The sequence below is a fragment of the Brevibacterium aurantiacum genome, from assembly GCF_900169065.1.
In the GTDB taxonomy this organism is placed as follows: Bacteria; Actinomycetota; Actinomycetes; order Actinomycetales; family Brevibacteriaceae; genus Brevibacterium; species Brevibacterium aurantiacum.
In genome coordinates this window covers 22433-48237 of sequence record NZ_FXZB01000025.1, presented here as the reverse complement: position 1 = coordinate 48237, position 25805 = coordinate 22433, and the positions used below count along the sequence as shown (strand labels likewise).

The window sequence follows — 25805 nt, the reverse complement described above, 5'->3', positions numbered from 1 at the left end:
CTCGTGAGTCACGTACTCATCATCGGCTCCGGCATCGCCGGGCTGACCACCGCTCTGCGGCTGGCCGGCAGACACGAGGTCACCGTGGTGACCAAAGACGGTGTGGGCGAGTCGAATACGGCCATGGCCCAGGGCGGAATCGCCGGAGTGCTCGCAGCCGATGACACCGTCGAAGCCCACGTCGCCGACACCCTGGTCGCCGGTACCGGGCTCGGCGATGAGGCCGCCGTCCGCGTGCTGTGTACCGAGGGCCCTGACCGAATCCTCGAGCTTGCGGCCGCAGGTGTCGACTTCGACCGCGACAGGACCGGTGAATGGTCGCGCGGCCTGGAGGGCGCGCATTCGATTCCGCGCATCCTCCATGCCGGAGGCGACGCCACCGGCAAAGCGATCATCGAGGCGCTGACGAACGCACTTCGTGCCGCAGTCGCTGCCGGCAGGGTCCGATTGCTCGAGCACACGATGCTTCTCGACCTGGTCACCGCACCTACGGGGCCTTCGGAGGCTACGGGTCCTGCAGGTTCTGCGGTTCCTACGGGGCCGGCGGGGTCTGTGGTTCCTACGGGGCCGGCGGGGTCTCCAGCGAGACACACGAGCAGGTGCACCGGAGTGTCGCTGCTGCGCAACGGAGTCCACGAATTCCTCGCGGCCGATGCAGTGATCCTGGCGACAGGTGGGGCGGGTCAGCTCTACGCCCACACGACGAATCCTGAAGGCGCAACCGGCGATGGACTGGCCGCCGCGATCCGTGCAGGAACCGCCGTGTCCGACATGGAGTTCTACCAATTCCATCCCACCGCGTTGGCCGGATCCGGGTTCCTCATCTCCGAGGCGGTCCGTGGCGCCGGAGCTCTCCTCCTCGACGCGAACGGTCACCGGTTCATGCCAGACATCGATCGCCGAGGTGAGCTGGCGCCCCGTGATGTCGTGGCCTTGGCGATCCACCGGAGAATGGCCGAACAGAATGATCTCCCCTGCTATCTCGATGCCCGATCTGTTCCCGAAGTCGTGACTCACTTTCCCAGCATCGCCCGCGGCCTGGCTGCTCATGGTTTCGATCTGGCCGCCGATCTCATCCCGGTCACACCGGCCGCCCACTACTTCATGGGCGGCATCAACACTGACCTGGACGGACGCACCAACATCGCAGGACTCTTCGCCGTCGGCGAGGTCGCCTGCAGCGGTGTGCACGGTGCCAACCGTCTGGCCTCGAACTCCCTGCTCGAGGGAGCCGTCTTCGGAGCCCGCGCGGCCGAGGCGATTGCGACGGAGTTCGAAACGCGAACGGGGCCGATACCGGAACCGAGCCGAGCATCGCATTCGGCGACGGCAGCGTCGTTGTCGTTGTCGACGAAACTCGGTTCGTCCTCCAACCGGATCTCTCGTGAGGAACTCCAAGAACTCGCGTGGACCCACCTCGGCGTGGAACGAGAGGGACACGGACTGCGCACCGTGCTCGACCGCCTCGGCGAGGGTAGGCCGCTCGTCACTGATGTTGAACCTGCCGAACTCCGCGAAGGATTCGAGACTGCGAATCTTGCGCATATTGCGCGATACATCGCGGCTCAGGCCCTCGCCAGGCAGGAGAGTCGAGGTGCCCACACCCGCACCGACTTCCCCACGTCCGGCGCACTGTCGACGCGACGGCCCGAATCCGTCGACCTCATGTCCACCTCTTCCCTGCTTCAGGAGGCCGCCTCATGCTGAGCGCCACGACCATCAACTCCGCTCTCCGTCTCGCTCTCGACGAGGACGCACCGTGGGGCGACATCACCGGTGAGACGTTCATCCCGGCCACCGCCTCGGCGACGGCGAAGCTGAGCGCACGCGAGGCCGGAGTCCTTGCTGGAATCGATGTGTTCGCTCGTGCCTTCACCCTTGTCGACCCGAGCGTCGATGTGGATCTGACCAGCGCCGATGGCAATGCCTTCGCAGCTGGTGACACGTTGGCGACAGTGTCGGGCCCCGCCCGAGCAGTCCTGCGAGCCGAGCGGATCGCACTGAACTTCTGCCAGCGGATGAGCGGAATCGCGACTCAGACCAGAGCCTTCGTCGATGCAGCATCGTCGAATTCCGCAGGCACGAACACGGACGGTCGTGGTGTGCGCATCGTCGACACCCGGAAAACCACACCAGGCCTGCGGGCCTTTGAGAAGCACGCGGTGGTCTGCGGCGGTGGGCACAACCACCGGTTCGGACTCTCGGACGCGGTCATGGTCAAGGACAATCACCTGGCCGTCCTCGCAGGTGAGGGGGCAGATGTAGCGGCCGCGATCCGCTCGGCTCGGGACCGACTGTCGCATACGACGACGATTGAGGTTGAGGTCGATCGCCTCGCGCAGATCCAGGCGGTACTCGACGGCGGCGCCGACATCATCATGCTCGACAATTTCTCCCTGGCAGCTCTGCGTGCCGGCGTGGAGCTCATCGCCGGACGAGCGATCGTCGAGGCCAGCGGAAATGTCTCTCTCGAGACCGTCGGTGATATCGCCGCCACCGGAGTCGACGTCATCTCCTCCGGGGCACTGACTCACAGTGTCCGCGCGATCGACCTGGGACTCGACCTGGACCTGACAGCCGAGGTCGGCGGAGTTGAGTCCGACAGCAGTGTGGGGCTGAGCTGAGATGGGACTCGAACAGGAGCCAGAGGCGAAGGCACCGCTCTACCTCGACACTGCTTCGGCGGCACCCGTGCGCAGGGAGGCACTCGAGGCGGCCTGGCCATATCTGACTGGTGCGTTCGGCAATCCTTCGAGCCATCATGAGGTCGGCCGCACCTCGGCAGACGCGCTCAAGGACGCGCGTAGACGAGTGGCGAAGGTGCTCGGCATGCGCAGCACTGACATCGTCTTCACCAGCGGCGGTACCGAATCCGACAATCTTGCGATCATCGGTATCGCTCTCGGGGCTCTAGCCGATGGCGATGCTGACCCCGGTGCAGGACCGGACGCTCCGCCACCTCGGCGACATATCGTGACCTCTGCTCTGGAGCATGAGGCGGTGCTCGCCGCGACGGATTTCCTGGCTCGTCGGCACGGGTTCGAGATCACAGTGGTGCCCGTCGGACCCGATGGCACGATCGCGGTTGAGGCACTCCGTTCGGCACTGCGCGAGGACACGCTCCTGGTCAGCCTGGGGTATGTGAACAACGAGATCGGCACGGTCGCCGATATCGCAGCCCTGGCCAAGGTTGCTCACGATGCTGGCGCACTGTTCCACACCGATGCCGTGCAGGCTGCGGGTTGGCTCCCGCTGAGCGGACTCGGCGTCGATGCCATGAGCCTGGCCGGGCACAAGGTCGGTGCGCCGAAAGGTATCGGAGTCGCTGCAATTCGCGCACGGATCCCGCTTGAACCGCTTATCCACGGTGGCGGTCAGGAGTCTGGGCGTCGATCGGGGACGGAGAACGTTGCCCTTGCCGTCGCGTTTGCCACCGCGTTGGAACTCGCCGAGGCGGAGCGAGTTGAGATCGCTGACCGTGTCCTGGCCATCCGGGATGATTTCATCGCAGAGGTGCTGACCACGGTCTCCGGAGCGTTCCTCACAGGCAGTGACTGCTCGCGAACTCCGAATCATGCTTCGTTCTGTTTCTCAGGCACCAGTGGTGAGTCCGTACTGCTCGAACTTGAACGCCTGGGCGTCACTGCTTCGAGTGGTTCCGCCTGCGCCGTCGGGTCAGATGAGCCATCGCATGTGCTCACCGCGCTAGGTATTGCTGATGATGTCGCGAAGACGAGTGTGCGCTTTACTTTCCCAGCAGGCTTCACCGCCGAGGAGGGGCGTCGGGCAGCGCATTCCGTATCTGCTGCGGTGAAGAATTTGGCTCTCAGTTACACCTGAGCGTCCTGAGCGTCCCCAGCGGTCTGAGCAGACTGAGCGGCCTGAGCGGTCTGAGCGGTCATTCGTCGAAGAGTGTGTCGATGACTTCTTGAGCCACGAACCTCGCATGCAATATCGGCCGCCTCGCCGGATCAATCGATGCCGGAGGTACCCACGCGGGTCTACCGTCTTTGAGCATCACTGTCTCCCAGTCCGATCTGTCCAGAAGGTGGTGATGGGCAGAACAACTCAACGTCATATTATTGACATCCGTTCGACCTTCTTGTGCCCACTCAACAATATGGTGGGCATCGCACCATCCCGGCGGTGCATCACATCCCGGGAACGTACACCCCTGATCACGTGCTGTCAGGACCGCGATCTGTTTCGCATTCGCGAACCGATTCTCCGTCACGACCTGCATCGTCTTCGCCTTCTCCGAAATGAGTTCGAAGAACACCGCCCCGTTGAGGCCATTGCGAGCCAGTTCACTGATCGGGACCGGGTTCTCAGTACCTGTGGTGCCGGTACCGGTTCCGTTCGCGAGGTCTTCGGCCTTCGCGGTGACGACTAACGCGTATTGGGCGCCTTGGCCGGTACGAGTCATGTCTATTCTGCCGATGAGTGTCGCGAAGCGTTCGTAGATCCACTCCTGAGCACTCAACCTCTGCCCGGTCATGTCGACGAGGGTTCCGTCTTCTAAGACACCGGACTCGTTCACATCCGATGCGCTGTTGTCGCTGCTGTTGCTGGTGTTGTTTGCGATTTTGGTTCGTGCTGTCAGCAGCCCGTTGAGTTGCCCGCCCGTGACGGGGTCAAGGAGACCCGTGAGTTCCCAGTCACCGTTGTCACGGGCATGCATGGTGACCTTGTACATGGACCGGTCTGTGGCATCGATGGGTTCTTGACCATCGGGATCAATATGGGCCAGGATCCGAGCGAAGATCGCTCGCAGGTCATGGACTCTCACGCTTGGTGCTTTCTCGACGAGTGTTGTTTCGGCGTAGTCGCGATTGGCTTGGGTGGTCCAGGTGGGTAGTTTCTTCAAGCAGTCCTTGATGACCGTGGCCTGATCGGCTGAGAGTCGGCCTTCGTTGAAGGCATCAGCGACCGTGGGAAACAGTGGTGCTTGTGGCTGCCCGGTCAGAGTCACCCGTCCGCCGAGGTTTTTGGCCATGTCGGTGCGGCGGTTGGCTTCGCGGCTGGTGATGTTCAACCTGTCTTGGATGAGGGCCTTCGTTGTTTTAGCACCATAGTCAGTCGGTGTTCCCACTCGTTCACATACTGCCAATGCCAGGGTGGATAGTGCTTCGTTGACTCGGTGGAGGGCTTCGAGTCCGTCGATGAGTGTGATCGCGTCATCGGGACCCATCAATCGGTCGAAGGTCCGTAGCCCGTCCTTGAGCCCGCTGAGTGCGGTGAGGCTGGTCGTGACTTCGGGAGCAAAACGTGAGAGATCGGTCCATTCCTCGCTCGAGAGCAGCGGGTGAGGACTCGGAGTACTCGAACCAGTTTCGGTCGGGCCAGGCTTACCTGAACCATCGGCTGCCGGTGCGGTGCTGGCCACGGCGGAGTCATCGCCGGGCGCTGCTTCATGAGCGTCTTCGGGCACCGCTTCATGAACGTCGTCGGTCGCGCCATCATCAGCGGATTCCGCACCCTCGGCTGTTGGCTCTACGGCCTCGTTCGCCGTATCGGGTTCACCGGTGGGTACAGGCGCGAGTGCTTCGAAGGTTTTGGCGAGGGGGTGGCCGGTGAGGTCGAGGTTGGAGTCTTTGAGCTGGTCGAACAACGTCAGCTCATCATCAGAAGACACATCAGCTGCGTCTGGACCCGTGGCGGCATCACTGGAATCGGAGCGTGGGTCACGCTTTTCCGGGTTTCCTGGGGTGCGGTCGGGGGTGAGAGTCATGGTACTGAAGTCCATTCGCCAACATCGTCGTTGCTCTTCTTTCAATTATACATTCATTTCGCTTATTTGCACCCTCTTTTTCGAATCTTGTTCGATCATGATTTGATTCTTGTACCTATTGATGGCCCATAAATCTTGGGATGTTTGCAACGCCCCAGGTCAGCATCCCTCCCATCGAACGCGGCACTACCAATGCCCCAAGGTCGTCTCCGGCCTGGTCGGGCGGAGACGGTTGCGGCTCCGTCCCCTCACAGGCATTCACTCGCGAGCATTCACACGCGCGGAACCGGAAATGGCATGCAGGCCACTTGTTGCCAGGTGGACCTATCTTTCTTTTCGGGCCGGGAGGAAAATGGAGACATGCATTCGATACGGGTGTGAGGAGGCCGTCATGGATCTGCTGATTCTATTCATCATGGGTATGTGTTTCGCTACCGTCGTGTTCTTCGTCGGACGTTTTGCCTGTCCGCGACACGACCGAGTCCCCCTGATAGAAGTCGACCATGTGCTCCTGTGGACCACCCTGCGTCGCGGTTGGCATGCGATGGGCTCATTGGGCCCCACGCCTCCGGGCAGAAGCGGTCCATCAGGGAGCCATCCGGCCTGATCTCTCCCGACACCGGGCACCAGGCTATCGGGCACCCGACACTTGGCACCGGGCACCGGATAGCCTGGCAATGTGCCTTCCTCAACGAGACCGAATCCGAGCCGGCGCCCTGGAACCGCTGCGTTGATCTTCGCAGCGGCGTCCCTGGCGGTGCTCATCTCTACCGCGTTCTGGGTTTGGTTCAATGCACCCGACCAGGTGCCGAGCCATTTCGGGGCAAACGGTCAACCTGACGACTGGGCGTCGAAGGGTGAGGTATTCGCGTGGCTCGTTCCTTTGGGAGTGGGACTCTCGGTGCTGCTCTCAATTCGCTCGATCTTTGAGAAGATGCCGCTCAGCCTCGTCAACATTCCGCACAAGGAGTACTGGATACAACGCGGCGAACGCGTCTATCTCTTCGACTGTCTGATGGAGTTCATGCGAATCACCGCTGGTGCCTGCGCTCTGCTGTTCGCCTTGTCTCTTGTGCAGACGCTCAGCGTCGGGTTAGGCAGATCGTGGCCGGAATCCCTTGTCTTCCTCCCGACCGGCATCTTCCTTGCCATCGTCGCAATCGCACTGTGGAATCTCTTCCGCCGTCTCAAACCAGACGTCACCAACGACTAGTGCTCAGCTCTGCGGCACGAACACTCCTGCATCCCAGCCTTGGAGCGCATGGGCAGAGGCCCAGAAGTGGAGTTCGTACACACAGGCCTGCTCGAACGTGGCACGCATTCTTGCGGCCACCTCGGCGGGGGCATTGGTGAGTTCCTGTTCAAGCAGCTGTACGGCCTGCCGGGTCGACTCATCGAATTCAGGTGAGTCGTAGGTCTGGACCCAGGTGCGGTAGGGGTGGTCAGCACTCATCTGGCCGGCCCGTTCGACGAGGACCTTGCCCATGTGTGCGTAGACCCAGAAGCACGGCAGCACTCCGGCCACGCCTTCGCCATAGGAGCGGCTGGCAGCGGTGGCCACGAGGTAGGACACGTAGCCCAAGGTGGTGGGTGAGGCCTTGAAACCGGCTCCGCTGTTGACGAGTTCATCGTGGGACGCGGCCAGGCGAGAATCGGCGAGCAGCTCACCGTGCATCTCCTCTTCCACACTGATGGCCTCGGCTGCCGAACTGGCCCAGAATCGTGCTTCGTCCCGGTCGTTGGCTCCGGCGGCGAGGAAGGACATCGCCTTCGCGTAACCGGTGAGGTAGATGCCGTCTTGGATGATGTAGTTCGTGAAGGCCTTCACATCGAGGCTGCCCTCGGCGAGCTGGCCGAGGAAGGGCAGGCGCTCGATCTGTTCGACGATCGGGCGGACACGGTCCCACAGCTGAGTGGTCTGGGGGCCTGCGGAAAAGTCTGTCGTCATTGATATCTCCCTTGTTCAGGGGACCTCGGCGGTCCCACAGCGTCTTTGAGCGGTATTCGGATGGCAAGCCCATCCGGGTGTGTGACTGGTTGTTCTAACGGCGGACGATGTCGACCTGGTGGTCGACGGGTCCGTGAGCGCCCTTCGGATCGAAGCTGACCTGCCAGTTCGCGGCGGACTTCAGCGCCCGAGCCAGATAGTTCAGGGCATTGTCGACGGCTTCGTGGAGGAGATCCGAGCTCACATCGTCAACTGCACGTGCACGCTTGAGCACGGCCACCTCGGCGGTGATCGCGGCCGACAATGTGCACCCGGTTCCGTGCGTATTCGGTGTCTCCACTCGTGGGTGGGTGAACTCAGTGACCGTGCCTTCTGCGGTGACGAGAACGTCGGCGACATCGCCCTCGAACGCGTGCCCACCCTTGAGCAGCACCGCGCGCGGTCCGCGGTGGACGAGCTGTCTGGCCTGGACCAACATCTCCTGCGGGTTCTTCGCCACGGGCTCGTCGTCGCCGATCAGCAGCGCAGCTTCGGGCAGGTTCGGGGTGATGAGGTCGGAAACCGGGAGCAGGTGATCGCGGACGGCGGTCACGGCATCGACCTCGAGGAGGCGGTGCCCGGACGTCGCGACCATGACCGGGTCCACGGTGTAGAAGCCCAGCTGGCCCTGGGCCGCTCGTGCGACGACGAGTTCGACGAGGGAGCGTGAGCCGAGCATCCCCGATTTCGTGGCATCGACGGGCATATCGTTGAGCACACTGTCGAGCTGGTCGGAGACGAAGTCATCGTCGATTCCATAGACCCGCGAAACGCCGTGCGTGTTCTGCGCGACCAGAGCGGTGATGGCCGTGGTGCCCAGCACCCCGCGGGCCGTGAAGGTCTTGAGGTCGGCGTGGATGCCGGCTCCCCCACTGGGGTCGGTGCCTGCGATGGACAGTGCGATGGGTGGCCGTGTGGTCACTGAGCTGCCTCCGCGAGTCCGTCGCCGAATTCCGCGAGCAGTTCTTCGGCTGCGGCACGCGGATCCTCGGCGCGGCAGATGGCAGAGACCACACAGATCCCGAGCAGACCGCGGCCCCTCAGTTCGGCGGCACGATCGGTGCTGATCCCTCCGATGGCAACCGCGGGAAGTCCCGCTTCACCCACAAGCTCGCCGAGGCGGTCGGGCCCGATCCCGTCGGGTGCGTCGGTTTTCGTCGTGGTGTCGTAGACGGGCCCGATGCCGACGAGGTCGACGACGCCGGATTCCCGGGCGGCTGCGAATTCGGTGCTGTTGGCCGCCGACAGCCCGAGCAGCGGTTCTGGGCCGATGAGTTCGCGTACTTCTTCGACCGGGGTGTCGGACTGTCCGACGTGAATGTGGACTTCTACTCCCTCGGCGAGGAGTCGCTGGGCGACCGCGACTCGGTCGTTGAGGACGATGGGGACACGACGGTTCGTGTCGACCAGAACGCTGTCGACGGCTGCGATGACCTCACGAGTCAACGTGTAGAACGCATCGTCGTCGATGTCCTTGTCGCGGACTTGCACGATCCCCACTCCCCCGCCCACAGCCTCGCGGACGGTATCGGCGACGCTGCGTCCAGCTTCGCGGCACTGTGCCGAATCGGTGACGAGGTAGAGCCGAGCGTCGATTCCGGCCAGGCGGGTGTTCGCCTCGGGAGACGAGGCGCTCATGACTGTGCTCCGTCGATCGCCTCGGCGTCGATCGCACTTGATTCGACCCTGTCTGATTCGACGTGGACCCCAGCCAGATCATCACCCGTGATCGTGTGCAGCGCATCGAGGAAGTTCACGGAGAAGCTGCCGGGTCCGCGTGCACCCTCGGCGGCGGTCTCACCGGCGACCTTGAAGTGAGCGTGGGCTGCGACCACGGCCTCGAACCTCGCCGAGGCGGTCGTTGCGCCCACGAGATACGCGGCGGTGACTGCGCCGAGAGAGCATCCGGTGCCGATGACCAGCGGCATAAAGGAGTGTCCCCCATCGAGGCGGGCGACATGGTCGGCCCCGTCGAAGTGAGCGACGATCGCGTCCTTGGGACCTGAGACGGCAACGATTGCTCCGGTGGACTTGGCCAGTTCGGCCGCGGCCGGAATCACCGCATCAACCTCGTCGGTGGAGTCCACTCCCCGACCACCCAGGCCCACTCCGGCCAGTGCCGCGATCTCGGAGGCGTTGCCACGGATGGCAGTGGGTGAAGAGTTCGCCGCGCGACGGATTCGTGTGGTCCGGAAGTCGACCGCCCCAATGCTCACCGGGTCGAGGACCCACGGCTTGGAGTCTTCATTGGCTGCGTCGATGGCGGCGTCAGCGGCAAGGAACTGCTGATTCGTGGCGGTGCCGAAGTTGACCAGCAGTCCGCTGGAGATGCGCGTGAACTGTGCGGCATCGGCCTCGTGGTCGAGCATCGCCGGGGCGGCACCGACGGCCAGGAGCACGTTGGCGCTGAATTGCTGCACAACGGTGTTCGTGATGCATTGGATGAGTGGATTGCTCGCACGCAGTCGTGCATTGGCAGAACGCAGGTCGAAGTCAACCATGACGATCCCTTCGCTAGTATGGCCCAGATCAGGTTCGATGGGTGTCCTCTCAGCCTCACGCGATCAACGTCAGGCACCCCATGTCATTGCCCACGACTGTATCAGCACGTCTGAAGTTGGGCGAAGCGGCAACGCTGAGGAGCGCGAGCGGAAACCTGAGAAGGGCAAACCGGAACCCGGGCCCACCTCGGCGCCTATATGCCAACACATCGAGCGGACCACTGATCATCGGGGGCACCAGTTGCAACTGGTACTTTCGACGCTCAGTGGTCCGCTCGATGAGCTTGCTTGGCGAGAGGGCGACCGGCGCTAACCGCGACCGGCGCTAACCGTGACCCTCGCTAACCCCGACGTTCGCTAACCCCGTCCGACGTACCTTTGTCCGCGGCGGCTCAGTGCGTCGATGACGACGGCCGTGAGCAGGACGAGCGCGGTGATGATCTGCTGTGCATCGGAGTTGAAGCCGATGAGGTAGAGACCGTTGTTGATCGCACCGACGACCAGGGCACCGAGTACGGCTGCCCAGGCTGTACCGCGACCACCGAAGAGCGAGGTGCCCCCGATGACCGCTGCGGCGATCGCGTTGAGCAGGTCCTGTGTGCTCACCAGCGTCGATCCCGCGTTGGTCGTCACACCGGTCTTGATGAAGCCGAACAATGCGGCCAGCACACCGGCGGCCATGAACACGCTGATGCGCACCCAAGTCACCCGAATGCCCGCACGTCTGGCGGCTTCGACCTTGCCGCCGACCGCGTAGATCGAGCGCCCGTACTTGGTCTTGCGCAGCACCAGATCGATGACGATCGCGATGACGATCATGAGGAAGAACGGCATCGCCAGACCGAAGTCCTGGTTGACCAGGATGAGGAACCCGAACACGACGACGGTGAGGATGGCAATGCGCACGATCACCGAGGTCCAGCTGGGACTGTCGAGTCCCTCGTTGTGACGGCGCAGCTTCGAGTAGATGATCCCCGCACCGAAGCCGATGACGGCGACTGCCCCGAATACGTAGGCCCAGATCGCCGGGAAGTAGAAGCTCGCAAAGTCGAAGGCGAAGGTGTCGGCCATCGACAGGTTCTTCTGCACGCCCAGAGTGGTCAACGTCAGCCCGGTGAACGCCAGCAACCCTGCCAAAGTGACCACGAAGGCCGGTATCCCGACCACCGCGAAGAACCAGCCCTGGATCGCGCCGACGACGAGACCCAATACCAGCATGATGACCAGTGCGATCAGAGGCGGAACCCCTTGCCTGACCACCAACACACCCAGCAGTGAGGCGGAGAGCCCACCCAATTGCGCCAGCGACAGGTCGATCTCGCCGAGGAGCAGGATCAGGTTGATGCCCAACGCCAGGATCGCGAGGAACGCGACCTGCGTGGACAGGTTGACCAGGTTGGCCGGTGAGATGAACTTGCTGTTCGCCGATTGGAAGACGATGACGATGACGATGAGCGCCAGAATCACCGGAAATGAGCCGAGCTGGCCCTCCTTGACTCGACGCACGAATGTCGCGAAGAACCCCTCGCTCGAAATGCGTTCGTCGGTGATGAACGAGTTGCGGGTCATCGGCGCTCACCCCTCCGGGTCGCTCGCTGAGTCACGACATTGTCGTTGGCTCCCGTGATCGCGGCGACCAGCACGTCCGTGCGCTCGTCACCGGGGAAGTCACCGGCATCCTTGCCCAAGCGCAGAACGTGGACGCGGTCGCACACGGCCTGCACATCGGCCATGTTGTGGCTGACCAAAAGCACTCCGAGGTCGCGTTCTCGCAGGCGCTCGATGAGGTTGAGCACCTCGGCGGTCTGTGCCACACCGAGCGCCGCCGTCGGCTCGTCCAACATCACGATCGATGGTTCGCCGAGGAGGGACCTGGCAATCGCGACCGTCTGACGTTGTCCGCCGGAGAGAGCCGCGATCGGCACCCTCACGCTGGGGATCTTGGCCGAGAGGCTGCGCAGCAGCTCCCAGGATTTGGCCTCCATGGTGACCTCGTCGAGAACACCGCCGCGGGTCTTCTCGTGGCCGAGGAACAGGTTGGCGACGACGTCGAGGTTCTCGCACAGCGAGAGGTCCTGGAAGACTGTCGCGACTCCCGCCTTCTGCGCGTCCTTCGGCGCCGCGAATTTCTGGGACCGCCCGCCCAGGATGATCTCACCTTCGTCGGCGCCGTGGACTCCGGCGATGACCTTGACCAGGGTGGATTTGCCCGCGCCGTTGTCGCCGACGAGTCCGACGACTTCGCCGCGGCCGATGGTCAGGTTGATATCGGTCAGTGCCTGGACCGCACCGAATCGTTTGTTGATCCCGCGCAGCTCGAGGACTGGTTCGGCTCCGGTCTCCGGCACCCGCGAGTTCGCGGGCGCCGGATCAGTGGGTTGAGAATTCATATGTTCCTACTCGCCGATTTCTACTTGACGCCGGCGTCTTCGCAGAGCTTCTTCACGTCTTTGGTGCAGATGTCTTCCGCCTTGATCTGATCACCGACGATGTCCTTGACGGTGTCCGTTGTGACGACCTTGGCTTCGACGAAGTCCGTCGGAGTGTCCTTGTAGGTTGTTCCAGCCTTCGGCTCCTCGCCTCCGGCCAGGGCGACGGCTGCCTTCGCAGCGAACTCCGCCTGTGGTGGGATCGACTTGTAGATCGTGGCGTACTGGTCACCCCTGAGGATGTTCTGCAGTCCGTCGACCTCAGCGTCCTGTCCGGTGACGACCGGCTTCACCTTGGCCTTCTTGGTGGCGGCGAGGACACCACCGGCAGTTCCATCATTGGCTGAGTAGATGGCGATCGGCTCTTTGTCCGCACTCTGCAGCTGGCCTTCGACCCACTGACGGGCATCGTCCGGGTTCCAATCGAGGGTGTCATGGCTTTCGGTGATGTCGACGCCGGCCTTCTTCAGGGTCTCCTCGGCGCCGGCCTTGAAGTCAGCGGCGTTCGGGTCCTTCGGATCTCCGTTGACCATCCACACCGGTCCCGACTTCGGGTCTTTGTCCTCGGCCTTGAGCCCGTCGAGGACGGCCTGGCCCTGCAGGTTGCCGATCTTCTTGTTGTCGAACGAGGTGTAGTAGTCCGCACCTTCGAAGAAGCGGTCATAGGCGATGACCGGGATCTTCTTGGCTTGAGCCTTCGACAGGGCCGAAGACACTGCCGAGGCATCGACCGGGTCGAGCACGATGGCGTCGACGCCTTCGGTCACCGCAGCCTCAAACTGCTGTTGCTGCTGCGTCGCGTCCTGGTTGGCGTTGCGGTATTCGACCTTCGCATCAGGGTTGGCTTCGGCGACGTACTTCTCGAAGTTCGGCTTGTCCAGCGATTCGTAGCGGGTGGTCTTGGACTCCGGGAGGAGCAGGGCGATGGTGACTTCACCGTCTCCACCCGAACCGCCACCGGATTCCTCATTGCCTTGGCCCTTCTGACTCCCACAGCCGCTGAGCGCAAGAGCGCCGATAGCAACCGAGGCGCCGAGGACGGCGAGCTTCTTCCGGGACTGCAGGTTGTGCCTCATTGTGAACCTTTCAATTTTTCTGACAACGTTGTCAGGCTGTTCAAAATAATGCGCCGATCCGGGGCCGGTGTCAACTGTTTCGGCGAAAAATTGTGATCGGAGTCTCTCTCCGAACAGCGTCACTTGTCCGGAGATTCCTCACCGCTTCCACGGGCGATCACATGGACTGGAACCCGAGCCGAACCTCGGCGAGGACCCCCTCCCGCCCCGGAACCGGGCGGATCCTGCAGACGTCGGACCGCCTCGGCGACCATGGACTGCACATCACGGTCGATGACGGTCACGTCCAAGAGCTCCGCGGCGGGAAAATCGTCAATGCCCACCAGCGCCGGCCACTCATCGAGCCGGCGACAGGCATCGATGGCCCCCTGCGTCAGGGTCGCGGACAGGGTGATGAGCGCGCTGGGGGCGCTGCGCGATCCGAGCCAGGCGGCGACGACGTTCTTCGCGCTGGCCAGGTCGTGGGCGTCTTCGCGCATGTAAGCTCGCCATCCGACGTCCGAGCGCCCGGCGAAGGCCGATTGGATTCCGGCGAGTCTGGCGGTGGTGATGGGGCTCGTCGAGTGATCGCCGATGACGCCGAGGCTGATGTGCCCGTGGTTGAGGAGTTGAGTCGCGGCCAGTCGCCCGGCAAGCTCCTCATCACCGGCGATGAGGTCGACTCCGGGTCCTGCCGTCGACGGATCGAAGGACACGATCTGCACGTCAGCGCTTGCCGCATCAGCGTAGAACCGAGCGGCGTCCGGGTGCGATCGGATGACGCAGATGCCGGTCATGTCATTGGCCAGGCATTCGTCGAGGAAGCCGCGTTCACGGTCGGGGTCGTCGGCGGTGACCGTCACGACCGGGCGCAGTCCGATCCTGCTCAGCTCGGCCTCCAACAGGGTGAAGAGACGAGCCTGGAACGGGTCGTCCCCGTCGCTCATGACCACGCCGATGTAGGGAGATCTGCCACCGGCGCGCAGGCGCCTGGCCGTGGAATTGAGGCGGAATCCGAGCTCGGCGGCGGCGTCTTCGACCTTCTCGGCGGTCCGCGCGGCCACATGCTTTTCGCCGTTGAGCACCCGGGATGCGGTCTTGATGCTGACTCCTGCGCGCGAAGCGACCGTGGCCAGAGTCGGCCGATCGTTCTGCTTCGCCATGACCACACCTTTGAGTCGGGAATCCTACGGACCGCTTGCGGTCAGCGCGCAGGCGACCGATAGGAATGATGATAGCCGCTGGTGCTCACATGATCGCAGACCATCCGGCGATTCCGCCTTCACCCCACACCCACGCCGAGGTGGCCGCTGGGTTCCAGCGGCCACCTCGGTAGATGCTGTGCACTTCGCAATCGGGCGGTGCACGGTGCGATCGGGCGATGAGCTGCGCGATCGGTCGGTGGGGTCAGCGCGGTCGGTCGATCAGATCAACGCGCCACGGGGTTCCTCATCGTTCCGGCGTAGAGCAGCGATTCGGCCTGGTTGCCGATGTCGACCATCTGCACGGTGTTGCGCAGCTGCAGCCGGTTGAGGCAGGAATGGGCGAAACGTTCTGCCCGCAGATCCACGTCGCCTGCGAGCCCACGGGCGAGTTCGGGATGCTCGGTTTCGTAACGATCGAGCACCTCGGCGACCAGGGCCCAGAATTTCTGTGCACCCAGCACACCATCGGAATCGAGGATCCCGCCGAGGTGGCGCAGCACCCCGTCGAACATGTCCGTGAACACAGACAGGGCCTTCTCGTCACCGGGAACCAACGCCCGGATCCGCTCGACATCGTCAGGCAGTTCACGGTGACCGAGGACGGCGACTTCTTCGCCGATGTCCTTCATGAAGGCACCGGTCACGACGTGGTTATCCAGGATGAGGATGAGGTTCTCACCGTGCGGCATGAACACGAGATCGTGGGCCAACAATGCGTGGACGAGCGGTTGCAGATAGGCCCGCAGATAGGAGCGCACCCAGTCCTCAGGACGGAGACCCGAGGCGCGGATGAGTTCGCTGGCGAAGGCGACTCCCCTATGATCGCGGTGCAGCAGTGCCGCCATGGTGACGACCTTCTGACCAGGTTCGATGACGCTCAGCGGGTTCTCGCGCCAGAGTGCGGCGAGCATCTTCCGGTGCGGATTCGTTTCCTGGGTGCGGTGGTAGACGTCTCCCGTGTAGCCCAACGCGGTGCGTTCCCGCAGGACTCGGAATCCGGCATCCCCGAAGGCGGGATCGGTTCCGACGAGCTCCGCGATCCAGTCGTTGATGGCCGGTGTATCGCGCATGTACTTCGGGGACAGTCCGCGCAGGAAGCCCATGTTCTGCACGGCGAGCGCGACCTTCACATACGGGGCGTCTGCCCGTGAGTGATTGAAGAAGGTGCGCAGCGACTGCTGCGGCTGATGCTCGTCGAGGCCGGCACCCAAGGGCAGCAAGTCGCCGCGTGCGATGTCGGCGGCGAAGGTGATCGCGAGCCGGTGGTCGGCCTGCCACGGGTGGACCGGGAGGAGATGGAAGTCCTCCGGATTGCGGCCGGCTGACCGGATTCGCGAGTCGAAGAGTTCACGCTCCTCGGCACTCAGCGCCCACTCGCAGTGTGCGGCTTCATCGAGTCCGACGCCGACCGAGAGGTGGCTGTGCTTGCGGCTCGCTGCCACCCATTCGATCCGAGTGGTCTGACCGTTCTCCGGTGCCCATTTCCGGTAGTCGGAGAGGGAGAATCCGATGCGTCCGTTGTTCGCGATGAACCCGGGGTGGCCCTCGGTCATGGCCGCCTCGGTGGTCTGGAAGTCGGCAGTCAGGAGATCGGTGGAGTCCGGACGGTGGCCCTTGACCGCCCCGGCGAGTTTGAAGGCGCTGCTGGCCAGGGTCGACGCGAGTTCCTCGAGGTAGGTCGACATGAGGTTCTCCGGGATGCCGAGGGCATCCTGAAGCTCGACGACGAGTTCCTGCGCGTCGAGGTCCAACTGCGTGTCACCTCGGCGGCGGGTGATGCTGGCCTCGTCGATGACCCAGTGCTCGAGCGGCAGGACTCGGGCGGAGAACGTGTACGTGACAGTGTCGGCAGCGTCCTTCGAAGCAACCTCGCCGACCTTCAGCTCCCAATCATCGGACCCGGCATTCGGGCCGGTGGCGCGGACCGGGGCGATGAGTCGTTCGTGGGCGAATTCGGACAGCGCCTTGGCCACGTGGTGGCGTTGGGCGACCGCGAAGGTGTCGGGGTTGAGATGGGAGTAGGTTTCGGGAACCGCGAGGTCTGGCGATGGTCGTTCGTCAGCAGCGATCGGCACTCCCCCTGTGGCGGGAACGCCGGCTTCGACATCCTCGCGGTTGAGAAGTCCAACAAGCTCACTGGATTCGAAGTCCTCGTGAGTGCAGATGCTGATCAGGGCCCGCTTCCGCTCCTCCCCCATCATGATGGTCGCCTCACTCACCGGATTGAAACCTGCTGCCCGGTTCTTCTCGAGGATGGCGGTGTTGCGCACGTCGGGTTCGACGATGACTCGGCGCCCGCCTCGGCCACCGTGTTCGATCGGGCGGAGGCAGAAGTCGATGACCTCGGCCATGATCCGGTTCGTGAGTCCGCGCACCCCGTCACCGTCGGGTGGGGCGACGAGCAGGTGCATTCCGATGTCCTCGGGTCCGGTGGGGACGACGTCGCCTGGAATCAGAGTGGAGGGCAGGTACGTTTCGACGTAGAAGCAGTCGATGCCGTCGACCGAGCCCACCCATCCGTTATCATCGGCGGAGTTCTGCACGCCGCCGAGGTAATCGCAGACTCCGGACTCGTCGAGTCCGGTCATCTGCCAGTAGTGGGCGCGCGGGTGGGTCAGCCACACGTGGATGTTCTTGGCATCCCGGTCGAGATCCAAGGCTCGGATGTCGACGGTGCGAGATTCTGCTGATACTGCGGTCGTTGTTGATGCCGCGGTGGCGGCTGCGTCTGTCATGAGTTCGGTGGTCATACGTGTGTCATCTCCCTGTCTTCTGCGGCCCGGGAATCGGAATCAGAATGAGGCTCGGAATCGGCGTCGGTGTCGGCGAAGTCGAAGTGCGATTCGAAGTCGTCCCGAGTGCTCAAAGGTGCGGTGCCTTCTTCAGCGGCGCTCTCGAGTGCCCCATCGTCGAGCACCCCGTCATCGTCTGCCCCGTCGTCCGGAATGCCGAAGGTCTGGAACGCGATGGTCTTTTCGATCGGGTATGGTTCGCGTCCGGTCACATGTGAGAGCACGACCGATGCGCGCCAGGGCCCGAAGCCGAGGTCGGGTGCGGTGACGCCGTGGGTGTGCTCTTCGCCGTTGAGGACGTGGATGGTGCCTGCGTCGTTAACCGTGTAGTGGCGGCTGACGTCGAGGCGGCCCTTGGCGTCCAAACGGATCTCGTCGCCCAGCGGGGCGAGGAAGTCCGGGACCTGGGACTTGTAGCCGGTAGCAGAGACGACCGATCCGCTGCGCCGGTCGAAGCACTTGTCCAGTGCCGTGTTGCGGAAGCGCAGGGCGTAGTCGCCGGTGTTTACGTCCCGTCCGGCGGAGATCAGTTCGGATTCGGCCAGCAGGTTGGTGCGCAGCTTCCGACCGCAGCGGCTGAGACGGTAGAGCGTGTCGTGGATGTCATCGACGAGCTCGGCGCTGATGCCCTTGTACAGGGTTCGCTGTTCGCGGCCGAGCAGCTCGCGCAGGTCATCGGGCAGGGCACGGAAGTGATCTGTGTACTCCGGGGATGTCATCTCCAGGGTCAGCTTCGTGTACTCCATCGGGAAGAAGCGCGGCGAGCGTGTCACCCAGTCGAGTCGCACCTTGCGAGCTTCGGCCTCATCGATGAGATCACGGTAGATCTCGGCCGCGGACTGTCCGCTGCCGACGATCGTGATCGATCCGCTCTCCAGCAGAGCCTCTCGATGGTCGAGGTACTGAGAAGTGTGGATGACCGGGCCGCCGCCCTGCGCAACCGGGCCACCGACGCCCTCGGCACTCTCGGCATCCAAACCCCGCAGAGCGGGAGGCAGGACCGGTGAGGTGCCGACGCCCAGGACCAGGTGGCGGGCGCGGTAGGACTCGGTCCTCAGCGCCTGACCGGACTGATCGGCCACCTCGGCGGTGACGGTATAGATGTCATTGTCCCTGGTCACCGAGGTGACTGTGCGGTTCCAGCGCAGGGTGTCTAACTGCGCGGCGACCCAGCGGCAGTACTCGTCGAATTCGGCGCGCAGGGGGTAGAAGGATTCGCGGATGTAGAAGGGATAGAGGCGGCCGCTGTCCTTGAGGAACTGGAGGAAGGAGAAGCGGGAGGTGGGGTCGGCCATGGTCACGAGGTCGGCGAGGAACGGAACCTGGACCGTCGCGCCTTCGATCATCATGCCCGGGTGCCAGCGGAATTCCTTGCGCTGGTCGAGGAATACCCCGTCGACGTCGGGCAGCGGATCGGATAGGGCCGCAAGCCCTAGGCCGAAGGGTCCGATGCCGATGCCGACGATGTCGTGGATGTGTGTCTCGGGTGTGCTCATGCCGCACCTCCTTCGATCGTGGTGAATGTCTGCCCTTGGCCCAGCGTCGACTTCTGTTCCTGGTCAGGATTGATCGTAGGTGTCGACGGATGTGTTGATCGCTGCGAGCATCGCCTCGGCCGCGACGGCGGGAACGGCGACAGGGCAGTTGAGATGGGCGACGTAGCTGGGGTGGTGGAACCAGACGGCGTTGCGGGCGTAGAGGTCATCGGCCTCACGCAGGGCGGCGAGGTTGCCGATGCCCTGACCGTCGAGGTCGAAGCCTGCGACCCGTGCCTCGAGGCTGGTGCGGTCATTCGCCGAGGTGGGTGCGTCGACATCGGTGAAGCGCTGGGCGAGTGCATCGACGACCTCGTGCATGAGCTCGGCGTAGGCATCGGCACTGTGGGCCCCCAGCAGTGCGTCACCAGTGCGCACAGAGGCCGCGTCGGTCAGCGGAGTTGGGGTGTCAGAGAGCAGTGAAGTCATAGCGGTACGGTTGCCTCCTTCGGTTCACGGTCCGGTAAGGCCGGACTACATTAGGGAAACCTACCCTAAGTAAACGTAGAAGCAAGGCGAGTGGTGCCACCGATCGTCGACTACATGAGTAACCTCGGCCGCGACCCAGAGTCGCCCTCGTCAGCTCTCGCGCGGCCAAGCCCACGATCAACGACAGGCGTATACCGCCCAGGAAACTCGCACGTGGCCTTCGTCACATACGGGCGATTCGTCTGACATCCTGAGACAGCGAAAACGGCCGTAGTCCCTGCACAGGAGGCAGGAACCACGGCCGTTGACGGTCACGCGGCACCGTCCGAGACGGTCGGTCGAGAACTCTTACTTCACGACGTAGTTCGGGGCTTCGACGGTCATCTGGACGTCGTGCGGGTGGCTCTCCTTGAGGCCCGCAGTGGTCAGGCGGACGAACTTGCCCTTGGCCTTGAGGTCCTCGATGGTCGGTGCGCCGACGTAGAACATCGACTGGCGCAGACCGCCGGTGAGCTGGTGCGCGACCTGGCGGAGTGGTCCGCGGTAGGCCACGCGGCCCTCGATGCCCTCTGGGATGAGTTCGGTATCGGTCTCGATATCGTCCTGGAAGTAGCGGTCCTTCGAATACGACTTGCCCTGGCGCGGAGCCATGGCGCCCAGTGAGCCCATGCCGCGGTAGGCCTTGTACTGCTTGCCGTTGACGAAGATGAGCTCGCCGGGCGATTCGCTGCAGCCTGCCAGCAGGGAGCCCAGCATCACGGTGTCGGCACCGGCGACCATGGCCTTGGCGATGTCGCCGGAGTACTGGAGTCCACCATCGGCGATGACCGGCACACCGGCCGCACGTGCGGCCTGGGCGGCAAGGTAGACGGCGGTGACCTGCGGGACACCGACTCCTGCGACCACGCGGGTGGTGCAGATCGAACCTGGACCGACACCGACCTTGATGGCGTCGGCACCGGCGTCGATGAGGGCCTGAGCGCCCTCCTTCGTGGCCACGTTTCCGCCGATGATCTGGACCTTGTCGAACGTCGAATCGGCCTTGATCTTGCGGATCATGTCGGTCACGCCGCGAGCGTGGCCATTGGCGGTGTCGACGACGAGGACGTCGACGCCTGCCTCGGCGAGGAGGGTTGCGCGTTCATAGGCGTCGCCGTGGAATCCGACGGCAGCACCCACACGCAAGCGTCCCTCGTCGTCCTTCGTCGCCAGCGGGTATTCTTCGGTCTTGACGAAGTCCTTGACGGTGATGAGGCCCTTGATGACGTTGTTCTCGTCGACCAGGGGCAGCTTCTCGACCTTGTGCTCGGCGAGCAGTTCGAACGCCTTCTCCGGGGAGACGCCGTCCGGGGCGGTGATCAGCGGCATCCGTGTCATGGTGTCGGCCACGGTGCGGGTCGGGAATTCGCTGCGGGTGACGAAGCGCAGGTCGCGGTTGGTCACGATGCCCAGCAGCACATTGTTCTCATCGACGACGGGCAGACCGGAGATCCGGTACTTACCACAGATCTCGTCGAGTTCTTCCAGCGTCTTCTCTGGGGTGATCGTAAGCGGGTCGTTGATCATGCCGGATTCGGAGCGCTTGACGTAGTCGACCTGGGCAGCCTGGTCTTCCATCGACAGGTTGCGGTGGATGATGCCCAGACCGCCGATGCGGGCCATGGCAATGGCCATGCGCGACTCGGTCACGGTGTCCATGGCGGCCGAGACCAGCGGGATGTTGAGCTCGATCTCTTTGGTCAGACGGGTCGTGGTGGAGGCATCTGAGGGGATGACATCGGTGTCACCGGGCAGGAGAAGGACATCGTCATACGTGAGTCCCGTCAGCGAGAACGGATCGTTTGCGGCCTGTGTTTCCTGCTCGGGAATCCCCATGGGTACAGCCTTTCGACGCGGTGAGTACGGTGGCTCAATGCTATCGAAGTCATACAGCGCTTATCTAGCGTTTCAAGTACCGAGCACTGTGAGACTGCCGACACCAATACTCAGGAATGCTCGCCGAGGTGGTCCCACTGTTCCGTGGTCAGCGGCCTTCGCCGACCGAGCGTGCCAGGTCGAGTGTCGAGGCCTCGGAGTCATCGAGGTGGATGCGCAGCTGGCCTTCGGCTCCGTGTCGGTCCCCCGAGCGCATCTTCTCTAAGATGTCGCGGTGCGGGTTCGCCCAGTGGGAGTGGTATTTGCCTGGTTCCTGCGAGCGCGCGAATGTCGTTGAGAGGCGGGCCATGAGGTTGAGGTAGAACTCATCGAGCATCGGCGAGCCGAGCAGGCCGACGATGGCCCGGTGGAAGGATGCGGAGTGCTCCTGCGCGTCGGTCCAGCTCTCGTTGTTCGGAGCGGTCTCGGCACGGACGACGGACGCTTCGACGCGTTTCATCGCCTCCTCGGTGGCGTCCTGTGATTCCTGGACGGCACGGATCTCGAAGACACGTCTGGCCTGGTAGAGGTCCTTGAGCTCGTCGAGGTCGAAGGTGCGCACGAAGAAGCCGCGGTTGGTCTCCTGAGTCAGCAGACCGGCGTGGCGGAGCAGGCTCAGAGACTCGCGTGCGGTGTTGCGCGAGACGTTGAATTCCTTCGCCAGCGCACCATCTCGGACCGGGGATCCGGCAGGGTATTCGCCGGTCGTGATTCGGGACCGGACCAAGGCGACGATCGCCTCTGAGGTACATCCGGGTGCGTGTGGGCTCATATCACCAGGCTACCGTGTAGTCACCGTTCGTGGGCAAAGCCGCGGCCCAGCCGTCGATGATGATACCGACTCGAGACACGAAGCGCTGCTGCACGTGATCCGGGGCTGGCGCTGCTAGAGCGTCTCGCCGAGACTGAGGCCGGACTCGAATCGTCGCGGTCGCCCGGTCAGCGGATCGTCGAACCCGATCGATGCCGCCAGCAGCTGCAGCGGTGCGCTGAAATCGTAGGGGTCCGGAGCGCGATCGACGGGGTAGACCGGGTCACCGAGGATGGGCAGCCCAAGCGAGTTCATGTGGACTCGCAACTGGTGAGTCTTCCCCGTCAACGGTTCGAGCTGGTACTCCCCGATCGACGGGCACTCCCCCACCGATCGCCGAGGTGGGGGCTCGGTTGCGTCGGACCACCTCGGCGAGGGTGGGGTGCGTTCGCCCAGCAGGCTGATCTTGGAGAAGGCGTTGGGTTCACCCTCGACTTCGAGGACCTGTCTGCCGCCGCGCGGCTTGACCAGTCTGGATTCCTTGACGAGCGGGAGTTCCAGATCCGCAGGCGGCATCGCAGCGAGGGCACGGTAGGTCTTGGTCACCAGCCGGTCCTGAAACAGGCGCTGATAGCGGCCGCGAGTTTCGGGGCGCTTCGACAGGATGAGCAGTCCCGCCGTGACGCGGTCGAGACGGTGGATGGCCACCAGATCGGGTTGGTCGAAGTCCAGGCGGGCCCGGGTCACGACGCATTCGCGGACGAAACGGCCGTTGGGAGTGCTCGCGAGGAAGTGGGGCTTGTCGACGACGAGCAGATCGTCGTCCTCGAAGACCACGGAGATCTCGAAGGGAATCCGCTCCTCGGCCGGGACAGGCCGGTGGAAGAAATAGAAGCCGCCGGGGACCACGGCATCGTCCCAGCGAATCGGTTCGCCCACCTCATCGCGCATATCGCCCGAGGTGAGCAGGCTGCGCCGCGCCTCGTCGTCGGCCTCGGGGAACTCTGCCTCCAGCCACTCGCCGATCGTGTCCGGGACCGGAAGATGGTTCTTGTCGTGCGTCTCCTTCCCACCGGGGGCGCGCAGCGAGGTCGCGGAGATCCCTTCTCGAGGTGGGAGCGGGCTGCGTGGCATCGGATCAGTCTAACTGTCGATGCGATGCCGTACTCGGCGCTGAGCCTGCGCAATGTGCCGTGGGCCAACGAAACGTTCCGTGGGCCTGCGAGAATTCTGGGGCGCGGAGTCCTATGGTGGGAGGTATGGACAACACCGAACTGACGGAAGAGTTCCTTCTCAACGAAGTCATCGCTCCGGTTGTTCTCAGACTGTTCTCCGATGATGAATGGGACAGCTTCGGGGTGAACCACCCCACGGCCGATGAGGAGACCTGGGTCGTCAGCGTTGTCGCTGACCAGGAAGCTGTCGACATCCCCCTCGAATTCGCAGAGGGATCCGAGTCGGTCGAGGACCTCCAGCTCAAGCTCATTGGCGAGCTCAGAGCATTCATCGACCGGTCGGAGTTCGGGCAGCGCCACGATGAGGACGAGCCGGCCGAGGAACACATCGCTGCTCACCTGAACGCGAGCCGGCGCCCCCTCCCGAACATCACCGGACGGCCGGAGTGTGTGATGCGGACGCTGAGGATCCGCTCGCGCAACCTCCGACTCGACCGGCGTCGCTGCCGCTCGGCCCACCGCAGAGACTGACTCGGGGTCCGCCCGCTGATGAGAACCCAACGGCCACCTCGGCGGAGGCAGTCGTTCAAGAGGGGTGGGAATTCAGCGGTTCCCGAACCGCGAGGCGCTGCGGGCTGCTCCTCGCAGCCTGACGTTGAGTTTCTGCATCTGCCGCATCGCCCGCACAGCAGGCTTCCTCTCGCGCAGCTCCTTCGCACGGTCGGTCCGGCTGAGTCTCGCCTCTGTGCGTTCGACCTTGTCCTCTGCACGTCTGAGCTTGTCCTTCAACCGGTTGACCTCGGTGCGGGCCAAGGCCGCGCGGCGATCCTTCACCGCCATCACGAGACCGTAGTCCTGGACGGAGTTGAGTCGTTCACGGACCAACTCGACATTGGCGACGTAGTCGTTCGGCACTTCGTCCGCATGAAAGAAGCCCGGCGCTTCCGTAAGCTCACCTGCACGCTCATCGCCCGGCACTCGGGCTTCCTCAGAACCGATGGTGGTCTCGACGAGGAAGTCCCACCACTTCCGGTGTTCCTCCCGCCGCGCGACCGAACGTTGGCGCAGGGTCGTCTGCAGCGAATCTCGGTTTCGGGCCACGCCGACTGCCGTGTCGACGATGTCGTCGATCGAGTCGAGAGGGAGCACGAAGTCGCGCATGCCCACGTTCTCTGCAGCACCCCTCATCCGGATCGAAGAGTAGAGGTTGGGAGCCAGTGAGATGAACGGAACCGCGGCCGCTCCGGCGAAGATCCCAGCGTGGTACCGGGTGCCGATGACGAATTCGGCGCGTTCGGTCAGGGCGACGAGCTGACGGGCCGTGAGCATTCGGGTCGGCTGCACCAAATCGTTGTCAGCAGAGTCCGCGATCTGGGCGTCGGTGAGCTGGTCCCGCGTCTGCGGAGCGGGCGCGAACGCACCACCATGGGGCACCAGCAGCAGCCGCAGACCGGTCTCCTCTGCGATTCTCCTGACGATCTCGATCACGCGCAGCCTGTAGTCGGAGTCGGTGATCATCGGCGAGGATGCCTTCTCAGCGAAGCTGGCCACAATGAACGGCTTGTCTGTCAGATCCGCGACCGCTTCCCTGTCCGCATCACCGGCAGTGAGTGAGAACGCATCGTCGACCTGGCGACGGATCTTCGCGTCTCCTGCACCCAGCTCGCCGGCGAGCTGGGTGGTGTAGCTTTCGCGGGTGCCGACGAACTCGGCCTCTGCCAGCAGATCGTGGACGATGCCCCGATCCTCATCGTAGATCAGCGGGCCCAGCGTCTGACTCGTCAGCGCATAAGGCTTATCGAATATCCGAGCAAGCTTGGCCAGGGTCGCCCGCTCGAAGATGTGCTGAGCGAACATCGAGTTGAGGTTTCCTCCGCCGGCGATGAGAACGGCATCGGAGTTCCGCACGGTTTCGATCACGCGGATCGCGGGGTCATCGGCGGCGAGTCCGCCCTTCTCCCCGCCGGATTCCGCATAGTCGAGGATCGTGCGCATCCGTGTGATGTTCGGCGGCCGGTCCCGCTTGAAGCCGATCCGGGAAACGGCATCGACCCCGTACATCTTCGCCGCGTATTCGGGTTCACCGGCAATGAGCGTGATTTCGACATCGGCTCGGGCACGGAGCGCATCGAGTGCGAACTCGGTCATCGCTTCGTCGCCGAGGTGGTAGAAGCGGCTCCACCCGATGTCGCCGATCATCGTCATTCGTTTCATATTGATGTTGAGTGCCCTTTGCGCGGTTTCCGGAATGTCGCCGTCAGGCTAACGAGCGATGAACGCCGGAAAGTGAACGGCTCGGTA

Annotated in this window: 21 protein-coding genes and 1 riboswitch; of the genes, 5 read left to right on the top strand and 16 right to left on the bottom strand. The window is 63.7% G+C overall.

Annotated features, from left to right (window positions below; genetic code table 11):
• The first annotated feature begins 3 nt into the window (after positions 1–3).
• The 3 genes from nadB to BAUR9175_RS15885 are packed head-to-tail and all read left to right on the top strand — an operon-like array spanning position 4 to position 3840.
• Positions 4–1707 carry an L-aspartate oxidase gene (nadB, locus tag BAUR9175_RS15895; protein ID WP_101584436.1) on the top strand — a complete coding sequence of 568 codons (1704 nt, stop codon included), beginning with the start codon at positions 4–6 and terminating at the stop codon, positions 1705–1707.
• The gene (nadC, locus tag BAUR9175_RS15890; protein WP_101584435.1) at positions 1701–2624 is read left to right on the top strand and encodes a carboxylating nicotinate-nucleotide diphosphorylase; all 924 of its coding nucleotides are present in this window, start codon (positions 1701–1703) and stop codon (positions 2622–2624) included. The genes nadB and nadC overlap by 7 nt, the downstream gene beginning before the upstream one ends.
• A gap of 1 nt (position 2625) precedes the next feature.
• Positions 2626–3840, top strand: coding sequence for a cysteine desulfurase family protein (locus tag BAUR9175_RS15885; protein WP_101584433.1), 1215 nt, complete (start codon positions 2626–2628; stop codon positions 3838–3840).
• A 58-nt stretch (positions 3841–3898) separates the two neighbouring features.
• Here BAUR9175_RS15885 and BAUR9175_RS15880 read toward each other — a convergent pair whose 3' ends face one another.
• Entirely contained in the window at positions 3899–5731 is a 1833-nt protein-coding gene (locus BAUR9175_RS15880; protein ID WP_241211499.1) for a DUF222 domain-containing protein, read from the bottom strand.
• Positions 5732–6410: 679 nt separating this feature from the next.
• On the opposite strand from BAUR9175_RS15880, the gene BAUR9175_RS15875 reads away from it, so the two are divergent.
• Positions 6411–6944 carry a DUF1648 domain-containing protein gene (locus BAUR9175_RS15875; RefSeq protein WP_101557623.1) on the top strand — a complete coding sequence of 178 codons (534 nt, stop codon included), beginning with the start codon at positions 6411–6413 and terminating at the stop codon, positions 6942–6944.
• Positions 6945–6947: 3 nt separating this feature from the next.
• Here BAUR9175_RS15875 and BAUR9175_RS15870 read toward each other — a convergent pair whose 3' ends face one another.
• From BAUR9175_RS15870 to BAUR9175_RS15805, 14 genes are all read right to left on the bottom strand, one after another.
• Positions 6948–7679 carry a TenA family protein gene (locus BAUR9175_RS15870; protein ID WP_096145963.1) on the bottom strand — a complete coding sequence of 244 codons (732 nt, stop codon included), beginning with the start codon at positions 7677–7679 and terminating at the stop codon, positions 6948–6950.
• Between the two features lie 94 nt (positions 7680–7773).
• Positions 7774–8640, bottom strand: a complete 867-nt coding sequence (thiD, locus tag BAUR9175_RS15865; protein WP_096145962.1) for a bifunctional hydroxymethylpyrimidine kinase/phosphomethylpyrimidine kinase — start codon at positions 8638–8640, stop codon at positions 7774–7776.
• A complete protein-coding gene (thiE, locus tag BAUR9175_RS15860) occupies positions 8637–9356 on the bottom strand; it encodes a thiamine phosphate synthase (protein WP_009885001.1) in 720 nt (239 codons plus the stop codon). Before thiE ends, thiD begins: the two co-directional genes overlap by 4 nt.
• Positions 9353–10219 carry a hydroxyethylthiazole kinase gene (thiM, locus tag BAUR9175_RS15855; protein WP_069600706.1) on the bottom strand — a complete coding sequence of 289 codons (867 nt, stop codon included), beginning with the start codon at positions 10217–10219 and terminating at the stop codon, positions 9353–9355. The genes thiE and thiM overlap by 4 nt, the downstream gene beginning before the upstream one ends.
• Positions 10207–10310, bottom strand: a riboswitch (TPP riboswitch). It overlaps the preceding gene by 13 nt.
• Positions 10311–10576: 266 nt before the next feature.
• Positions 10577–11788 (bottom strand): sugar ABC transporter permease, encoded by a 1212-nt coding sequence (locus BAUR9175_RS15850; protein WP_009885003.1) that lies wholly within the window; start codon positions 11786–11788, stop codon positions 10577–10579.
• Complete coding sequence (locus tag BAUR9175_RS15845) at positions 11785–12609, bottom strand: ATP-binding cassette domain-containing protein (protein ID WP_069600707.1); 825 nt, start codon at positions 12607–12609, stop codon at positions 11785–11787. Before BAUR9175_RS15845 ends, BAUR9175_RS15850 begins: the two co-directional genes overlap by 4 nt.
• Positions 12610–12629: 20 nt before the next feature.
• Positions 12630–13724 carry a substrate-binding domain-containing protein gene (locus BAUR9175_RS15840; protein ID WP_069600708.1) on the bottom strand — a complete coding sequence of 365 codons (1095 nt, stop codon included), beginning with the start codon at positions 13722–13724 and terminating at the stop codon, positions 12630–12632.
• A 119-nt stretch (positions 13725–13843) separates the two neighbouring features.
• On the bottom strand, positions 13844–14866 hold the full coding sequence (locus tag BAUR9175_RS15835) for a LacI family DNA-binding transcriptional regulator (protein WP_101584430.1): 1023 nt from the start codon (positions 14864–14866) through the stop codon (positions 13844–13846).
• 266 nt (positions 14867–15132) lie between these two features.
• Entirely contained in the window at positions 15133–17658 is a 2526-nt protein-coding gene (locus BAUR9175_RS15830) for a GNAT family N-acetyltransferase (RefSeq protein ID WP_096157397.1), read from the bottom strand.
• A complete protein-coding gene (locus BAUR9175_RS15825; RefSeq protein WP_101584429.1) occupies positions 17655–19196 on the bottom strand; it encodes a lysine N(6)-hydroxylase/L-ornithine N(5)-oxygenase family protein in 1542 nt (513 codons plus the stop codon). The genes BAUR9175_RS15830 and BAUR9175_RS15825 overlap by 4 nt, the downstream gene beginning before the upstream one ends.
• 63 nt (positions 19197–19259) lie before the next feature.
• The gene (locus BAUR9175_RS15820) at positions 19260–19664 is read right to left on the bottom strand and encodes a hypothetical protein (protein ID WP_226824184.1); all 405 of its coding nucleotides are present in this window, start codon (positions 19662–19664) and stop codon (positions 19260–19262) included.
• 348 nt (positions 19665–20012) lie between these two features.
• Positions 20013–21539 (bottom strand): IMP dehydrogenase, encoded by a 1527-nt coding sequence (gene guaB, locus BAUR9175_RS15815; protein WP_101584427.1) that lies wholly within the window; start codon positions 21537–21539, stop codon positions 20013–20015.
• Between the two features lie 148 nt (positions 21540–21687).
• Complete coding sequence (locus BAUR9175_RS15810; protein WP_101584426.1) at positions 21688–22350, bottom strand: GntR family transcriptional regulator; 663 nt, start codon at positions 22348–22350, stop codon at positions 21688–21690.
• Between the two features lie 114 nt (positions 22351–22464).
• On the bottom strand, positions 22465–23463 hold the full coding sequence (locus BAUR9175_RS15805; protein WP_096145956.1) for a pseudouridine synthase: 999 nt from the start codon (positions 23461–23463) through the stop codon (positions 22465–22467).
• Positions 23464–23588: 125 nt separating this feature from the next.
• Between BAUR9175_RS15805 and BAUR9175_RS15800 the strand changes: the two genes are divergently transcribed.
• Positions 23589–24035: a hypothetical protein gene (locus BAUR9175_RS15800; RefSeq protein WP_101584424.1), complete on the top strand. Its 447-nt coding sequence runs from the start codon at positions 23589–23591 to the stop codon at positions 24033–24035.
• Positions 24036–24107: 72 nt separating this feature from the next.
• Here the strand turns inward: BAUR9175_RS15800 and BAUR9175_RS15795 are convergent, their stop codons facing one another.
• The gene (locus BAUR9175_RS15795; protein WP_180959261.1) at positions 24108–25709 is read right to left on the bottom strand and encodes a polysaccharide pyruvyl transferase family protein; all 1602 of its coding nucleotides are present in this window, start codon (positions 25707–25709) and stop codon (positions 24108–24110) included.
• Between the last annotated feature and the right edge of the window lie 96 nt (positions 25710–25805).

Excerpts from the sequence above, each read along its gene's own strand:
- nadC (WP_101584435.1), top strand. The coding sequence starts at position 1,701 with ATGCTGAGCGCCACGACCATCAACTCCGCTCTCCGTCTCGCTCTCGAC.
- BAUR9175_RS15885 (WP_101584433.1), top strand. The coding sequence starts at position 2,626 with ATGGGACTCGAACAGGAGCCAGAGGCGAAGGCACCGCTCTACCTCGAC.
- BAUR9175_RS15880 (WP_241211499.1), bottom strand. The coding sequence starts at position 5,731 with ATGACTCTCACCCCCGACCGCACCCCAGGAAACCCGGAAAAGCGTGAC.
- BAUR9175_RS15870 (WP_096145963.1), bottom strand. The coding sequence starts at position 7,679 with ATGACGACAGACTTTTCCGCAGGCCCCCAGACCACTCAGCTGTGGGAC.
- thiE (WP_009885001.1), bottom strand. The coding sequence starts at position 9,356 with ATGAGCGCCTCGTCTCCCGAGGCGAACACCCGCCTGGCCGGAATCGAC.
- thiM (WP_069600706.1), bottom strand. The coding sequence starts at position 10,219 with ATGGTTGACTTCGACCTGCGTTCTGCCAATGCACGACTGCGTGCGAGC.
- BAUR9175_RS15850 (WP_009885003.1), bottom strand. The coding sequence starts at position 11,788 with ATGACCCGCAACTCGTTCATCACCGACGAACGCATTTCGAGCGAGGGG.
- BAUR9175_RS15845 (WP_069600707.1), bottom strand. The coding sequence starts at position 12,609 with ATGAATTCTCAACCCACTGATCCGGCGCCCGCGAACTCGCGGGTGCCG.
- BAUR9175_RS15840 (WP_069600708.1), bottom strand. The coding sequence starts at position 13,724 with ATGAGGCACAACCTGCAGTCCCGGAAGAAGCTCGCCGTCCTCGGCGCC.
- BAUR9175_RS15835 (WP_101584430.1), bottom strand. The coding sequence starts at position 14,866 with ATGGCGAAGCAGAACGATCGGCCGACTCTGGCCACGGTCGCTTCGCGC.
- BAUR9175_RS15830 (WP_096157397.1), bottom strand. The coding sequence starts at position 17,658 with ATGACCACCGAACTCATGACAGACGCAGCCGCCACCGCGGCATCAACA.
- BAUR9175_RS15825 (WP_101584429.1), bottom strand. The coding sequence starts at position 19,196 with ATGAGCACACCCGAGACACACATCCACGACATCGTCGGCATCGGCATC.
- BAUR9175_RS15820 (WP_226824184.1), bottom strand. The coding sequence starts at position 19,664 with ATGACTTCACTGCTCTCTGACACCCCAACTCCGCTGACCGACGCGGCC.
- guaB (WP_101584427.1), bottom strand. The coding sequence starts at position 21,539 with ATGGGGATTCCCGAGCAGGAAACACAGGCCGCAAACGATCCGTTCTCG.
- BAUR9175_RS15810 (WP_101584426.1), bottom strand. The coding sequence starts at position 22,350 with ATGAGCCCACACGCACCCGGATGTACCTCAGAGGCGATCGTCGCCTTG.
- BAUR9175_RS15805 (WP_096145956.1), bottom strand. The coding sequence starts at position 23,463 with ATGCCACGCAGCCCGCTCCCACCTCGAGAAGGGATCTCCGCGACCTCG.
- BAUR9175_RS15800 (WP_101584424.1), top strand. The coding sequence starts at position 23,589 with ATGGACAACACCGAACTGACGGAAGAGTTCCTTCTCAACGAAGTCATC.
- BAUR9175_RS15795 (WP_180959261.1), bottom strand. The coding sequence starts at position 25,709 with ATGACGATGATCGGCGACATCGGGTGGAGCCGCTTCTACCACCTCGGC.